Consider the following 15,221-nt stretch of genomic DNA (forward strand, 5'->3'; position numbering starts at 1 on the left):
AGGGAAAATGGAACGACTGGAACAGGAACTGGGCGCGCTTCGCACCCGAATTGAAACAATGCATCTGGATATGGTGGAGGTTCGCGAGGATTTGAAAGGGTTGATGCGCGAGGTCAGCATGGGACGCGGTGCGGTCAAGGTGCTGGGGGTTGTTGGAACGTTGATCGTAGCCGTCAGCAGTTTCGGGGCCTGGTTGGCGCAGATTTTATAGGATTATCATCAAAGGAGGAAAACAGGAATGCATGGAATTATGGAAAATCTGGGTGATGCAACATTATTTGCCGGGCAGATGCTGGCTTTGCTTGTCACGGCAGCCACAATAATTACGGCGCTTACGCCCAGCAAGTCTGACAATGAATTGCTGGATCGGGTTTTGGGGTACCTGAATTTGATCGCCGGAAATGTGGGACACAATCGTAATGCAGACGACCGGGAAATTTACTAGGGGGGGTAAAATGGTAATGATTATCAAGAAAAAGGACAGCATCGAACTGCAGGCATTTAATGGAGCGGCTTTTGGGCTGCAAAGGGCGGCGAACGACAATCAGCCACTTGATGCCGAGCGGCTGCTTGAAGAGATCGAGGGGGCGGCCAACGACAACTATGAAGAGGAAGAACTGTCAGGCCTTGGCCTGACGGGACTTACATGCGCAGAGCCGCAGGATGAAGAGGGGGGGATCATGGCGCGCGCCGAAGTCGATACCCCCGCCGAGCTTGATTTCACGCATTCCGTATCGCGCCGGCGAGGATTTTTAAGTGAATGACAGGTGCTTCAGTCTTCTTCCTTGGGTTTAAGGAGCCTTAAATAACCCTGCATCTGCATATCGGGAACTTCTTCGGCGACACCATCAATTTTGATGTTTTCGCCGTCGATGATCCCTTCGATAAAAATTGTCAGATCATCAAGACCAAATACAGATGCGATCGGGACATTGGGGGCATAGCGCCGGGCATGTATCCGGATTTTAATTCCCGGTCCGCTTTCATCGAGTTTATATTCGCCGATATAGCACAGAGCTGAATTCCCGCCATTAGCCAGCCCATTGGCCAGATAAAGAACGCCGGTTCCAACACCAAAGGGCGTTTCAAATTCCCCTGAATATAAACCTTCAATCATTCGGTTGCCTCCTTCAGCACCACAAACTTCCATAAACTTAAGAGAAATATTAAAGTAAAGAAAATGAATATAAGGTTAGCGAGTTGCTAATGTTTGTCTGAAACGAAGGTTTTTTCCAAATTTGTGCCGATTTTGACCAAAATGTGGGTGAAAAATACCTGATATTGGGGATTTGCACCTTTAAGTTAGTAAAATAAAATATTATACACCCCACAAACGGGGGATGCGAGGGGTTACCCGCTTCGTTAAAAAAGTGTAAAGTTTTAGATAAATTTGTTTGCTTTGTAAGATTAAAGCAAAATTTTGTTGGGGAAAATGACCATGGCTATCTTTGATGCGCTGAAAACGTCCAGAATTGAGTTGAATGTACCCTCACTTGAAAATGCGACATATGCGATTGAGGGCTCTGATCTCATCATTACAGTGCCGGGCGAAGCTGAAGCGATTGTCATCAATAATTTTGCTGTAGCTGTTGAAAGCGGCGCACCGCTTGAGCTAGTGACAACTGATGGTGTTGTGAGTGAGCTGGAAGAATTGCAGGCGGCGATTGATGCATCAAGCATCGGTGAAGTTGCCCCGGCAGCAGGTCCACAAGGTGGTACAGGCGGCACTGGCGGCGGCGCAGGTTTTGCCCCCAATCAAAATGAAGGCATCGGCGAAGGGCTGGGCATTGATGGTCTGCTCGCCGGAACAGCGCTTGAATTTGGCGGTGAAGGAGAGGAAGAAGTTATTCAACCACTTCTGGCGGAAGCGACACCGGTTGAAACTGACCCCTGTAACGCCTTGTTTGAAGAGAAGGTCGCAGCGTTTCGGAGTTCATTCCGCGGTGATCCGGAATTTGATGATCCCAACGGCTTTAAATACTATTATGATAATGTCGTGGTGTCGGGCGATGGCAATGATCCCAATCATGTGTCCAACCAGCCATCAGCTAGCTATGAGCATGGCATTGATATCAATGCGACTGGATCGCTATCACAAGCCAATGATTTGATGAATTCAACCAATGTCAATGAAGAAACCCGCGTAATCGTTGGTGATGAATTTGTTGATGAGGATTCAGACGACTATAACGGCAACCTAGAACTGTCAGCAGAATTTATTGGCAACAATCAGGTGGTAAGCGTTTACAACGATAAAATTCAGGGTACTGCCAATACAACTGCTATTTTCGGCGATGCACTTATTGATTCTGATCCATATGATCAGGATAGGTTCGATGTTGAAAGCAAGTTCGATATCTCTGGCACAGGTGAAAGCACAAGCAATAATAATACGGTAACTTCAAATAGCGACGAGATTATTGCAGGTGTTCAAACACGGGTTATTTCCGGTGATATTGGTCGTGTTACTGATGATCGTGAATTTTTGAACGATCGTAATAACGATGCAACTATCGGGATCAGTGTTACGCACAGCTTTTCCGATGACGATGGATCAACGGAAGCGCGCAATAATGTCTTCAGCGCTAACGAAGACTTGATTGATGCAAGCGCAGTGGAGCCTGGCTATATATACCGCGGTTTGGGAAATGTGATTTCGGGTGATGCGCTGAGCGGCGGTACGCACCTTGTTGAAGATGATATGTATGGCCGTCAGATAATTGGCGGATCAACGGGTCCGCTGAATATTACTTTGTCAAGTGAGTTTACGGTCAGCTTTACAGGCGAAGCAGTTTATTCAGACAATGAAATGCGGTCTATGAATGATCTGATTATCGGTAGCGATGGCATGGATGTTATTGCCGGTGATGCGCTGCTGGATGCAGACTACATGTATGGCGGTCAGTCGAATGACATGTCCGATACCCGGGTCAATATGGACTTTTATGTTGATTTGGCCGCGACGGGCACAATTACATTTGAATATCTGGATGAAGATGAAGTTGTCATTCCAATTAATGGCGGCACGATCGAGAATAACCAGTTCATTTCCAACAATGATGTTATCGATGGTGGGGCAGGCACCGATTTCATTGCCGGTGATGTCCTTTTGACGGCGAATGACTCCTATTACTATTTTGGTGGAACGGGTGAGCCATCAATCGTCGATATGTATTTTAATGTGTCCTTGGATGCAGCAGGGCAAGACAGCCTTGAAGGCGGTGAGGGTAATGATACGCTCTATTCCGCAGATGGCGGGACTATCAGCGGGAACCTGTTCAGCGCCTATAATGACATTATTCGCGGCGATGACGGAACCGTTCAGGACGGTATGTATGGGGATTTCATGTATGGATCTTCCGACTTCCTGGTTGGTGATGTGATGGTAGCGGATCCTAATGGATCGCTTGTACAATTCGAAGCAGATTATTCAATTTCCAGTTCTAGTGATGATGATGAAACACCGGGAGTTGTTGAAAATAATACGGTGGAAGCCTGGAACGATACGCTGATCGGCGGTGCTGGTAATGACATTATGGTCGGTGATGTCTTCTTCATGAGTGGCCATGAAGAATATACTTACAATTATCTCGATCTGCAGGTATTCGGCAGTGTTGATGATGATGTTACGGAAACTGAGAAGGAAATGTCCCTCTTTAACGATTTGCTGTGCGGCGGAGATGGTAACGATGTGCTGATCGGTGATTTCTTTGGCTATTACCAATATGGCAATGGTGAAAGAGGCAACTTTGATTTGATTTATTACACCGATGAATATGAAGGTACCCAAGAATATTTCGGTGAATCAGGTTTCGTGGATGCCGATGGCCTGCTGCGTGCGGATATGTTCAATGACACGCTGCGCGGTGATGCCGGTGATGACATGCTGTATGGTCAGCTCGGTGATGACCTGCTGGTCGGCGGTGAAGGTGCGGATACCTTTGTTTATGAAGGAAATGACGGCTGGGAATACACCGTTGAATATACCGGTGACGCCGATGATACAGATGGCGTGCTCATCGAGGTTTTCAATGACAATGAAGCCCGCACTGATGGACATGATACCATTCAGGATTTCAACCACATTCTGGAGGGTGATTTCATCAATCTGGATGAGCTGTTTGATAATCTTGGGATACTGGCGAGTGTTGATCGTGCGGCCCAGGTTAATATTACAGATAATGTTGTAACCGTTGAAGGCATCGATAACTTCTCCATCACTGTTCAGGGCGATGATCTTGATGAGGTGAGTGCAGCGGATAACTACAGTTATCAGGAGCTGTTTGACATCGGTATCGATGTTGGCGGACTGGAATTCCCTTCCGACGTTAGTTGATAGACAGTCTATAAATTAAAAAAACCCGCTGCGTGATCAGGTCATGCAGCGGGTTTTTTTTATGTTCAAATGGCACAGGATCTGGGGAAAAAAGCGCAGAAAATACCCAATATTGGGGAAATGCACTTTTAAGTTGGTAAAAAAAAATGTCATTCACCCCACAAACGGGGGATGCCGGAGATTATCCGGATCGTTAAAAAAGTGTAAATTTTTAGACAAATGTGATTACTTTCGTTTTTGTAGAGTAACAGTTAGTTGGGGATTAGTAGATTATGGCTATTTTTGATGCGCTTAAGACTTCCAGAATTGAGCTGAATGTTCAGTCACTTGAAAATGCGACATATGCGATTGAAGGGACTGACCTAATCATTACAGTACCGGGTGAACAGGAAGCAATTGTCATCAATAATTTTGCTGTTGCAGTTGAAAGTGGCGCACCGCTGGAATTGGTGACAAATGACGGTGTTGTTGCTGAACTGGAAGAGTTGCAGGCAGCCATTGATGCATCAAGCATCGGTGAAGTCGCCCCGGCAGCCGGACCACAAGGTGGTACAGGCGGTACTGGCGGCGGCGCAGGATTTGCCCCCAATCAGAATGAAGGCATTGGCGAAGGTCTTGGTGTAGACGGCCTGCTGAGCGGCACATCCCTTGATCTTGGCGGTGAAACCGAAGGAGAGGCACTTCAGCCACTTATAATCGAATCTGCTGCATCGGTTGAAACTGACCCATGTAACGCCATGTTTGAAGATAAAGTTGCGGCGTTCCGCGATTCATTCCGCAGCGAGCCGGAATTTGATAACCCCAACGGGTTTAAATACTATCAAAAGGATTATATCGTTTCCGGCGATGGAAATGATCCGGAACATAATTCATTTGATCCATCCAACTCCTTCGATCACGGTATTGATCTGACCATTGAAGGATCGCTGTCCCAGTCAAATGACGTGATGAATGCCTCAAATATCGAAGAGGAAACCCACGTAATTGTCGGTGATGAATTCATCGATGAAAACACCTATCATTACAATGGTGATGTTGATGCGTCAGCCGAATTTATCGGTAACAATCAGACAGTTAGCGTCTTTAATGACAATATTACAGGGACGGAAGAAACGATCGCTATTTTTGGTGACACACTAATAGAATCCCAACCCTATTATCAGGGTAACTTTGATCTCAATAGCCAGTTTGATTTCTCCGCCAATGATGATGAAACCGGGTCAACCAACAATAATACGATGACGGTTTATGGCGATGAAATTGTGGCCGGTGCGAACACCCAAACAATCGCCGGCGATATTGGCCGCGCAACTGCCGATTGGGATTTCGATAATTACTATCCTACACAGATCGGCATCAGTGTTACCCACAGTTTTTCTGATGATGATGGATCAACAGAAGCCCGTAACAATGTTTATGTTGCCAATGAAGATTTGATCGATGCCAGTGGTGTGACACCCAGCATGTCATATTTTGGTGTTGGAACCGTTATTTCCGGTGATGCACTGAGTGGTGGCACAGATCTAATCGATGATAACATTTATGGCGGCGTGCAGCGCATTGGTGAGACAACAGGTCCTCTGTATATTTCCCTGACAACTGAATATACGGTTAGCCTGACAGGCGACTCTGTTTATTCAGACAATGAAATGCGCTCGATGAATGACCTGATTATCGGGAGCGATGGTCTGGATTTAATCGCTGGTGATGCGCTTATCATGAGCGACGACATGTATGGCGGGTTTGGAAATGACTCCTCAGTCAGCGGTGTTGAGATTGATTTTGAAGTGGATCTTCAGGCAACTGGATCAGTCGATTATTCATATGATTCAGATGAAAATTTAACTCTGGATATCAAAGATGGTTCCACAATCGAAAATAATAAATTCTCAGGTCACAATGATGTAATTGATGGCGGCGCTGGTGCAGACTTCATTGCCGGTGACGTTGCCCTGATGACGCAGAATTATTTACAGTTCGAAGGTGGTGAGCCTTCTGTGGTCACATTGGATGTGGATGTATCTTTCGATGCTGTTGGCTCCACCCGGTACTTCGGTAGTGAAGAAGAGCAGGAAGGCCCTTTCACAGCCGAAGGCGGCATTATTCGCAACAACGAAATCAATGTCTTTAACGACATTATTCGGGGTGACGACGGAACCGTTCAGGATGGCACATTTGGCGATGGTATGTACGGATCTACCGATTTTCTGGTTGGTGATGTACTGGCCCTTGATACAAACGGGACAATCATCGAATTCGAAGCGAGTTTCTCCGTCTCGGAAGCTTACAACGATGACCCGCAGAACGATCGAAAATAACACGGTAAATGCCTGGAACGATACGTTGATCGGTGGTGCTGGTAACGACATTATGGTCGGTGACGCCATGTTCTTCATCGGTGCAGAAGATAATTATATCGACATTCAGTTGAACCAGAATCTGGAAGATACAGACGCAGAAAAGCAGACAGAAATGTCTTTGTTTAACGATCTGCTCTGTGGTGGTGATGGCAATGATATGATGTTCGGCGATTTCTCTGGTACTTACCAGTTTGGAAATGTCGACGATTATGACTATAACTACGCCTCTAACACCGAGCCATATGAATATGAGCTCACCTTTATCGATGATAATGGTCAGTTGATCGCAAATATGTTCAACGACACACTGCGCGGTGATGCCGGTGATGACATGCTTTATGGTCAACTTGGTGATGATGTGCTGGTTGGCGGTGAAGGCGCGGATACCTTTGTTTATGAAGGTAGCGATAACTGGGAATACTCCGTTGAATACACTGAAGAGTTTGGTGATAGCGACGGTGTGGTCATTGAGGTTTTCAACGACAATGAAGCCCACACAGATGGACATGATACCATTCAGGATTTCAATCATATTCTGGAAGGTGATTTCATCAATCTGGATGAGCTGTTTGATAATCTTGGTATCTGGCAGAAGAACGATCGCGCTGAGCAGGTCAATATTGAAGACAATGTGATCACGGTTGAAGGGATCGAGAATTTCTCCATAACGGTACAGGGCGATACTCTTGATAATGTAAGTGCCGGCGACAATTACAATTACGATCAACTGTTTGATATGGGGATCGATGTTGGCGGTATTGTATTACCGGTTGACGTTAGCTAATCTGCGTTAAATCCATTTTAAAAACCCGCTGCGATTGACAAAGTCACGCAGCGGGTTTTTTATTGTGCAAAAGAAATTGGGGGATTGATGGCAAGTCAAAATCTGGCAGCGATGCTGCAACAGGGAAAAGCTGCGGAAGTTGAGCGGATCTGTTTGCAGGAGTTCAAAAAAAGAGGCGGCATTGAGTTTCAGATGCTGTCCTATTATGTGCAGGCAACCGTGTCGCTTGGTAAAATTGACCAGACAATTGAACTACTCAAAAATATGTCGGCAAAAATGCCCGATCACGGAGGATTGCAGGACCAGCTCGCGCGGCTCTATTCCATGAAAGGGGATATGGATCTGGCGCTTGAGCATTCGGATATGGCGATCGCAAAGGCCCCGGATGTGCCCGATTTTTACAACGGGCGCGGCAATCTGTTTAAATATATGAACCGGTTTGAAGAGGCGCGGGAAGCCTATCAGAAAACGGTCGAGCTGGGCCCGCAATTGCCGATGGCGCATTTAAATCTGGGGCGGGTTTTACTGAAGCTGGAGCGGTTTGAAGAGGCGGAGAAATGTTTTGCCAGAGCGCTCGAGCTTAGCGGAGATGAATTGGCTCTTTACTCAGGGTATGTGGGTTCGGAATTTGCTGCAATTGAACAGTATGACAAGGCCCGCCAGATGTACGCAAAGGGCTTGGAGCAATACCCTGAAGACGGGTTTTTGCATGAATATATGGGAATGGCCCTGCGCCGTCTGAGCCGGTTTGAGGAGGCCGATGCGGCATTTCGGACAGCGGCGCGAATTCATCCGGAAAAATCGAGCGTCTATAATCACTGGGCTCTGTTGAAACGTGATAATGGTGATTTTGATGGTGCGGAAGATCTGTTTCAAAAAGCGATCAAGCTGGATGAGAAAAATGCGCAGGCCTATTCCAACTACGCCGCGTTAATGCGCCGCAAAGGCGATCTTACTCGCGCCAATGAGCTTTATGAAGTATCACTGGAAATCGCCCCCGATGCCATTAACACCCACTGCGCGCGCGCAAAAATTCACAAATTTGAGAAGGGGGATGCAGCCTTTCGTGATCTGGCCAGATTGCTCGGCAATGAATGGCTGTCTGATTTCGATCGGGCCAAGCTGCAACTGGCGCTAGCAAAAGCGATGGAGGATGTGGGGAATTATCCCGCTGCTTTTGACCTTGCCAGTAAGGCCAATGTTCAATTTAAAAAGCTGCGCCCCTTTGATATTGATAAACACAAAAATTATCTGGTTCGGGTGGCAGAAAAATTCCCAAAAGCCAGCGCCCTTCCGCCTGCAAAGCCGGAATTGCCGCGCCTGATTCAGATTGTCGGCATGTCCCGATCAGGCAAAAGTCTGGTGGAAGAGGTTCTGTGTCATTCACCCGAGGTTTTCGGATTGGATGAAGACAAGGGCTTCATTACGGAGATGAACGCTTTTTTGGGAGCTGAGGCATTCAAAAGCCATTCCCCGATTGCATAGACGATCTGACTGATGAGATGTGTGCTAGGCTTGGGGAAATCTATTTGCAAAAGCTGCAACAGCGGGCCCCAAAAGCGAAATATTTCATCAATACCATTCCGGCAAGCTTTCCGTTTTTAGGGCTTTTGTATCGGTGTATTCCATCCCTTGTGGTCATTAACTGTCAGCGTGATCCGCTGGATCAGGCCATTGAAAGCTATTTCAAGCATTATCAGGAAGGGAATGCCTATTCCTATGATCTGGCAACCACCGGGGAGTTCTGGCTGCATTATCGCAGTTTGATGCGACACTGGCAGAACCTCTATGGGGATAAAATCCTGACTGTGAATTATGAAGAGCTGGTAGAGCAAACCGAAAAAACCATCGCGCGTATCTTTGCCCATTGCGAGATAACGCCGCCCAAGTCCGTGAAGGATATTTCCTATCATGGGGACAATGTTGGACGTTGGCGTCACTTTGAAGCAGAGTTAAAGCCGCTTATTCGCGCGTTTCAGAACACACAGGCGGTCGGGCAGAGCTGATCGGTATGATGTCAGGAGGTCAGGCTCTGGGGCCTGGGCTGTTGGCAAGGAGCCAGTCGAGGGCTTCGTCATAATCGGCAAAAATGCGAGTGGTTTCGCTATTTTCATCGGCGATGGCCTGATACATGCGGGCAAGACCATGGGGCAGTGGATGCGGGGCATAGATCGCCGAGTGGTAATCATCGATTTGATGCTTGGTGAGAATTTCCATCGCAAAGCTGGCAACCTCATATAGGCCTTTTTCACCAAGTTTGAGCACGGAGGGGACACTGGCGTCGACAAATTCGTTCATGCCCGGCTTCCATAGATCAGATTCAAAAAAAGCACGGTAATCCGGGACAATATTTTCATCGGTGATCAGGCGCAGATAACGAGATGTGAAATAACGCTGCGACGGATCAACGATGAAATCAATGCCGTCTGTCGTCAGTAAATTGTCATTTGCGAGCATTTTGCCTTCGCAATCGCCAGTTTCGTTTAACATCACTCAATCACTTAAAGTATCAGAAATTTGTAATTAACAAACTAAAATTAACCATGTCCTAACATCAGGCAGGTCTCAATTCAATGATAAATATTATTATTATTCTAATGTTGTTAAGAAATGAATTTGCGGCGAGGGTGAGTAAAAAGAATGGCGTAAAAGCCATGCAAGAAGCTTGGTTGAAGCTGTTGGACCAGATATCAGGTTCTGGGGCCGGAACTATTGGTTAGGAGCCAGTCAATTGCTTCGTTAAAATCGGCAAAAATGCGAGTTCTATGACTGCTTTTTTCGCTGACGGCCTGATACATGCGGGCGAGGCCATGAGGCAGCGGATGCGGCGCATAGATCGCTGACAAAGAATCCGTAACCTGATGGCTGGCGAGGAATTCTGCGGCATAGTTGGCGAGAGCTGAAAGACCTTTTGCACCAAATTTCAATACAGATGGATCTCTGGCATCCACAAGTTCATTAATTCCCGGTTTCCAAAGGCCTGATTCAAAGAAAAGCTGATAGTCAGCAACAATGGTTTCATCTGTAATAAGGCGCGCATAGCGGGACGTGACAAACCGCTCTGATGGGTCAAGGATGAAATCAATACCCTCTGTGGTCAATATGCTGTCATTCGCGAGCCACTTGCTGGCACAATTTTTCGTCTTTTTTAACATCACACATTCACTTGAAAATGCCAGAAATTTTTGCTTAGCAAAATTGTATTAATGGAATTCTAATACTAGAAAGGAAATGCACCGCCATAATTGTAATATTTCTAATATAAAAAATAAACCGTTCTTTTGCGTTGCAGTTCAAAAAAACTCTCGTGAAGTCCTTGCAGGGCGGATGGGATTTGTGCAGGCTGGGGCCCATAAAAAACGACATCCGAGGGAGGGGATGAATTGAAAGCAGCCATTTGCCGGGAATTTGCCAAACCACTGAGCGTTGAAGATGTGGAGCTGGGCCCACCGCTTGAGAATGAAGTGCGCGTGAGGCTGGCGGCCTGCGCCATCTGTCATTCTGATATCACCTATATGGATGGGGGCTGGGGTGGTCAGCTTCCGCTGGTTCTGGGCCATGAGGCGGCTGGAGTGGTGGAAGAGACGGGCGCTGCTGTGCAAAGTGTTAGCGTTGGGGATCGGGTCTTGGTGACATTGATCCGATCCTGCGGGCATTGCGCATCCTGCGAGAGTGCGGAGCCGTTTCTATGCGCCGAAGACTTTGCGAGCGATCAGCGCGTGCGCTTAAGCGACGCGCAAGGGCAAGTCCTGGGGCAGGGGCTTAAATGCGGCGCTTTTGCCGAAGAGGTGGTGGTGGACCAGTCACAGGTGGTTGCCATTCCAGACACAATCCCGCTGGATGCTGCCTCATTGCTTTCCTGCGGAGTGATTACAGGATTTGGGGCGGTTGCCAATACGGCCAAGCTCAGTTTTGGATCCTCCGCGGTGGTGATCGGATGCGGCGGTGTGGGGCTGAATGCAGTGCAGGGTGCAGCGCTTTTGGGAGCGCAGCCGGTTATCGCCGTTGATCTGGTGGCGGATAAACTGTCAGCGGCGGCACAGTTCGGAGCGGATATTCAAATCAACGCAAAAGAAGACAACGCTGCGCAGAAGGTGCGCGAGGCAACCGGCGGCGGTGCGGATTACGTTTTTGTTGCGGCGGGAAGTTCGCATGCGGTTGCATCTGCCCTTGAAATGCTGGGCCCGTCAGGCACGCTGGTGTTGGTGGGGATGCCACCCACGGGTGATAAGGTTGCTGTTGAAGCAGGTGATGTGGCAGGCGCCGGGCAGAAAATACTGGGCAGCAAAATGGGGTCAACCCGCCTGCGCGTGGATATTCCCAAACTGGTCATGCTCTATGAACAGGGGCGATTGAAACTGGATGAGCTGATTTCCGGCAGATACCCGCTTGAAGATATTAATACTGCGATTGATGAAGTGCGCGCGGATAAAGCGCTGCGCAATGTGATCATTCTGGATGAAACACTGATTTAAAGGGCGGGAAGACTTATGAAACTGACCAATTTGGAGACATTTGTTGTGGGGACACCGCCCCCGCATTGGGGTGGGCAATTCTGGGTATTTTGTAAGCTGACCACCGATAGCGGTGTAGTTGGCTATGGGGAGGCCTATGCGGTGCCGTTCGATCCCGCCATTACCGAGCAGATGATCCGTGATGTGTTCGAGCGGTTTTTTGAAGGGCAAAGCCCGTTTCACATCGAAAAACTGTGGCGACGGGTTTATTCAGCCGGTTATACGCAGCGTCCGGATGTGAGCATGATGAGTGTGTTAAGCGCGCTTGAGATGGCCTGCTGGGACATTGTGGGCAAAGAGACAAACCAGCCGGTTTATAATCTGCTGGGCGGGCAGGTTCACGAACGCCTTCGGGCTTACACCTATCTGTATCCGGAAGAGGGGGACCGGGCGGATGTCTATGTGGATGCGGATATGGCGGCCGAGCGCGCAACCGAGGTTATGGAGCAGGGCTTTACAGCCGTAAAATTTGATCCAGCTGGCCCTTATTCATCCTTTGATCCGCGCCAGCCTTCCTTGGAGCGATTGGAAATTTGCGAGACTATGGTTCGGCGTGTGCGTGAAGCTGTCGGCACTCGATGTGATATTCTTTTTGGCACCCATGGGCAGTTTACCACGTCGGGAGCGGTGCGGATGGCACGCCGGCTTGAGAAATATGATCCCCTATGGTTTGAAGAGCCAACTCCACCAGATAGTGAGCATGAGCTTGCCAAGCTTGCCGCGAAAACCAGTATTCCCATAGCGACGGGCGAGCGATTGACCACCAAATATGAATTTGCGCGGGTGCTCCGCGGCGGAGCGGCGTCGATAATTCAAATGGCGCTTGGCCGAGTTGGTGGATTGCTGGAAGGTAAAAAGATTGCGGGGATGTGCGAAGTTTACTATGCGCAAATTGCACCGCACATGTATTGCGGCCCTATTTCAGCGATGGCGGATATTCAGCTCAGCACCTGCACACCCAATTTCCTTATTCAGGAAAGCATTAAAACCATGGGTGATTTTCATGCAGAAATTGTCAAAACGCCCATCCGAGTGGAAGAGGGATATATCATCCCGCCAGCGGAGCCCGGACTTGGGATCGAGCTGGATGAAGAGGTGGCGAGAGCCAATCCCTATAGAGGGGATCGGCTGCATCTGGAAATGTCACAAGAGCCGGAGCCGTTTGGCTAAAGCATTTGCTGCGCCGCATGCGGCTGTTGTGCCATATAGTAGTGGATAATTTCATGGAGCTGTTCTGACTTATAAGGTTTGGTCAGAACGGTATCCATGCCAGCTTGGGTAAAATGATCGAGCCGATCGGTAAAAGCATCGGCAGTCACACCGATGATGGGGACAGTAATTCCCATATCGCGAATGGCCGAGGTTGCTTCCATACCGTTCATTTCCGGCATGTGAACATCCATTAGATACAAATCTGCCCACTGGTCATTGGCGGCCTCCACCGCGCGCAAACCATTTTCAAGGACGCGAACCTGATGGCCTTCCGCTTCGAGGAATGCTGTTACGATATAGGCGTTGACAGGGTTATCCTCAACCACAGTAATTTGATAGCTGGTGTCTGAGGTGTCATCTACATCTGGAGCCGGTTTCGTATCTGAAGGCTGGATTTGCTGGATGTCTTCATCGGCCGCATCAAAGGGCAAATAAACAGCGAAGAGGGAGCCTGAACCTTCCTGACTTTGAACGGTGATTGCCCCGCCCATCAATTCCACCAGTTTTTTAACAATGGACAGGCCAAGTCCGGTCCCGCCATGCTTGCGGGTAATGGTGGTGTCGGCCTGAATAAAGGGGTCAAAAATATTGGCAAGCCTGCCGCGCGCAATACCAATGCCGGTGTCTTTCACCTCGAAGCGAACACAAACATCTTTTTGCGCCACTGTGACATGCGGGGGAACAAGCTCTGGTGTCAGTTTCTCCACGGTGAGGGAGACAAGTCCATGTTCGGTAAATTTGACTGCGTTGCTGAGCAGGTTCCAGATGATTTGCCGAATGCGGGTTGCATCGCCCCTGACCGGAAGTTTCTCATCCAGTCGGATATTACTGTTGTAGATCAGGCTCTTCTGTTCAGCGAGCGCGTTTGTTGTGGGTATGAAGGATTTAATCAGATCCTCTAGATCAATGGCTGTGTCTTCAAGCTCCAGATTGCCGGATTCAATTTTGCTGATGTCCAGAATGTCATTAATGACACCGAGCAGGGATTGACCGGTTTCCAAAATGGAGCTGAGCCGTTCCTGTTGCAATTCATCAAGGTTGGAGGATTGCAGCAGTTCGGCAAGCCCCAGAACCCCGTTAAGCGGGGTGCGAATTTCATGGCTCATGGAGGCAAGGAATGCGGATTTGGCCTGCGTTGCCTGCATCGCCTCTTCGCGGGCGAAGGTGAGTTCGACCTCGGTCTCTTTCTGTTGGGTGAGATCATAGGCCCAGAACAGATGGCAGGCATCGCCGTGATAGGTGAATTTCATCCAGCTGATGGAAAGCCACAGGATAGAGCCATCCTTGTGACGGCCACGAATAAGTTCGCGCGAGACATAACCCTGTTTTTCGTATAGCTCCGCGATATATTCGCGCTCTTCGGGGAATGCCCAGGTTTCACGAACCGGCTTGCGGCGCATTTCTTCAAGGTCATAGCCCAGCAAATCGGCATAAGAGCGGTTCGCCATGAGGATTTTGGAATCTCTCTCGCGCGCGATGCCAGTGGCGATGGGGCTGGATTCAAAAATGATCCGGAAATTTTCCTCATTCTCTGCAGCGGATTTTTCCGCTTCCTTCTGATCCGTCACATCAAATTGCCAGATGATATAAACTGGCTTTTTATACAAAATAACAGATTGGGAATTAATCAGGATTTTGCGCATCTCTCCGTCACTACGTCGTCGCCGCGTTTCGAAATTAACCAGTTCGCGTTGTTCCATGATGCAATTCATTGCAAAATTATACTCGTCGAGGTCCCCCCAGGTGCGGCTGCGGTCCATTTTGAGGAAAAGCTCCTCGCTTTCGATACCGATGATGTTCAGAAAAGCGTTATTTGCCATGATCAGGCGGCCTGTTTCACAGTCGATTACTGTGGCGCCGATTGGGCTGTTTCGGACCATATCCTCAACCTCGGATCTGGCCATGCTGAATAATCTCTTAATCATATACTTCTGTTACTCTGCACATATTCATATCTGCAGGGAAATCCCCCCATGGTCAAACCGCAAATATGAACTTCGTGCATCCCCATAGTG

At 48.4% G+C, this 15,221-nt stretch carries 14 protein-coding genes; 10 read left to right on the plus strand and 4 right to left on the minus strand.

Annotated elements, in window-relative coordinates; genetic code table 11:
• The first annotated feature begins 7 nt into the window (after positions 1 to 7).
• From JCM23214_RS08735 to JCM23214_RS08745, 3 genes are read left to right on the plus strand one after another with little or no spacing between them, the layout of a single operon-like run.
• On the plus strand, positions 8 to 211 hold the full coding sequence (locus JCM23214_RS08735) for a hypothetical protein (RefSeq protein ID WP_025898619.1): 204 nt from the start codon (positions 8 to 10) through the stop codon (positions 209 to 211).
• A gap of 27 nt (positions 212 to 238) precedes the next feature.
• Positions 239 to 445, plus strand: coding sequence for a hypothetical protein (locus tag JCM23214_RS08740; RefSeq protein ID WP_025898620.1), 207 nt, complete (start codon positions 239 to 241; stop codon positions 443 to 445).
• A complete protein-coding gene (locus JCM23214_RS08745) occupies positions 420 to 764 on the plus strand; it encodes a hypothetical protein (RefSeq protein ID WP_148301812.1) in 345 nt (114 codons plus the stop codon). Before JCM23214_RS08740 ends, JCM23214_RS08745 begins: the two co-directional genes overlap by 26 nt.
• An 8-nt stretch (positions 765 to 772) precedes the next feature.
• On the opposite strand, the gene JCM23214_RS19880 is transcribed toward JCM23214_RS08745, so the two are convergent.
• Positions 773 to 1,117 (minus strand): hypothetical protein, encoded by a 345-nt coding sequence (locus tag JCM23214_RS19880; RefSeq protein WP_025898622.1) that lies wholly within the window; start codon positions 1,115 to 1,117, stop codon positions 773 to 775.
• 321 nt (positions 1,118 to 1,438) lie between these two features.
• Here JCM23214_RS19880 and JCM23214_RS26265 point away from each other — a divergent pair, with 321 nt between their 5' ends.
• The 5 genes from JCM23214_RS26265 (at position 1,439) to JCM23214_RS08780 (ending at position 9,486) form a co-directional block, all read left to right on the plus strand.
• Entirely contained in the window at positions 1,439 to 4,336 is a 2,898-nt protein-coding gene (locus JCM23214_RS26265; protein WP_025898623.1) for a calcium-binding protein, read from the plus strand.
• Between the two features lie 272 nt (positions 4,337 to 4,608).
• Positions 4,609 to 6,654: a hypothetical protein gene (locus tag JCM23214_RS23460; protein WP_025898624.1), complete on the plus strand. Its 2,046-nt coding sequence runs from the start codon at positions 4,609 to 4,611 to the stop codon at positions 6,652 to 6,654.
• Positions 6,629 to 7,480, plus strand: a complete 852-nt coding sequence (locus JCM23214_RS26270) for a calcium-binding protein (RefSeq protein WP_025898625.1) — start codon at positions 6,629 to 6,631, stop codon at positions 7,478 to 7,480. The genes JCM23214_RS23460 and JCM23214_RS26270 overlap by 26 nt, the downstream gene beginning before the upstream one ends.
• Before the next feature lie 87 nt (positions 7,481 to 7,567).
• Positions 7,568 to 8,965: a tetratricopeptide repeat protein gene (locus JCM23214_RS08775; protein WP_025898626.1), complete on the plus strand. Its 1,398-nt coding sequence runs from the start codon at positions 7,568 to 7,570 to the stop codon at positions 8,963 to 8,965.
• 17 nt (positions 8,966 to 8,982) lie between these two features.
• Positions 8,983 to 9,486, plus strand: a complete 504-nt coding sequence (locus JCM23214_RS08780) for a sulfotransferase family protein (RefSeq protein WP_084264690.1) — start codon at positions 8,983 to 8,985, stop codon at positions 9,484 to 9,486.
• Between the two features lie 19 nt (positions 9,487 to 9,505).
• Here the strand turns inward: JCM23214_RS08780 and JCM23214_RS08785 are convergent, their stop codons facing one another.
• Positions 9,506 to 9,970: a hypothetical protein gene (locus JCM23214_RS08785; RefSeq protein ID WP_025898628.1), complete on the minus strand. Its 465-nt coding sequence runs from the start codon at positions 9,968 to 9,970 to the stop codon at positions 9,506 to 9,508.
• A gap of 200 nt (positions 9,971 to 10,170) precedes the next feature.
• Entirely contained in the window at positions 10,171 to 10,635 is a 465-nt protein-coding gene (locus JCM23214_RS08790; RefSeq protein ID WP_025898629.1) for a hypothetical protein, read from the minus strand.
• 228 nt (positions 10,636 to 10,863) lie between these two features.
• On the opposite strand from JCM23214_RS08790, the gene JCM23214_RS08795 reads away from it, so the two are divergent.
• Both JCM23214_RS08795 and JCM23214_RS08800 read left to right on the plus strand, forming a co-directional pair.
• Positions 10,864 to 11,955, plus strand: coding sequence for a Zn-dependent alcohol dehydrogenase (locus JCM23214_RS08795; RefSeq protein ID WP_025898630.1), 1,092 nt, complete (start codon positions 10,864 to 10,866; stop codon positions 11,953 to 11,955).
• A gap of 15 nt (positions 11,956 to 11,970) precedes the next feature.
• Positions 11,971 to 13,164 carry a mandelate racemase/muconate lactonizing enzyme family protein gene (locus JCM23214_RS08800; RefSeq protein WP_025898631.1) on the plus strand — a complete coding sequence of 398 codons (1,194 nt, stop codon included), beginning with the start codon at positions 11,971 to 11,973 and terminating at the stop codon, positions 13,162 to 13,164.
• On the opposite strand, the gene JCM23214_RS08805 is transcribed toward JCM23214_RS08800, so the two are convergent.
• On the minus strand, positions 13,161 to 15,110 hold the full coding sequence (locus tag JCM23214_RS08805) for a PAS domain-containing hybrid sensor histidine kinase/response regulator (RefSeq protein WP_025898632.1): 1,950 nt from the start codon (positions 15,108 to 15,110) through the stop codon (positions 13,161 to 13,163). The two genes, JCM23214_RS08800 and JCM23214_RS08805, sit on opposite strands and share 4 nt — an antisense overlap.
• Between the last annotated feature and the right edge of the window lie 111 nt (positions 15,111 to 15,221).

It is taken from the genome of Sneathiella glossodoripedis JCM 23214, from assembly GCF_000616095.1.
Lineage (GTDB): Bacteria > Pseudomonadota > Alphaproteobacteria > Sneathiellales > Sneathiellaceae > Sneathiella > Sneathiella glossodoripedis.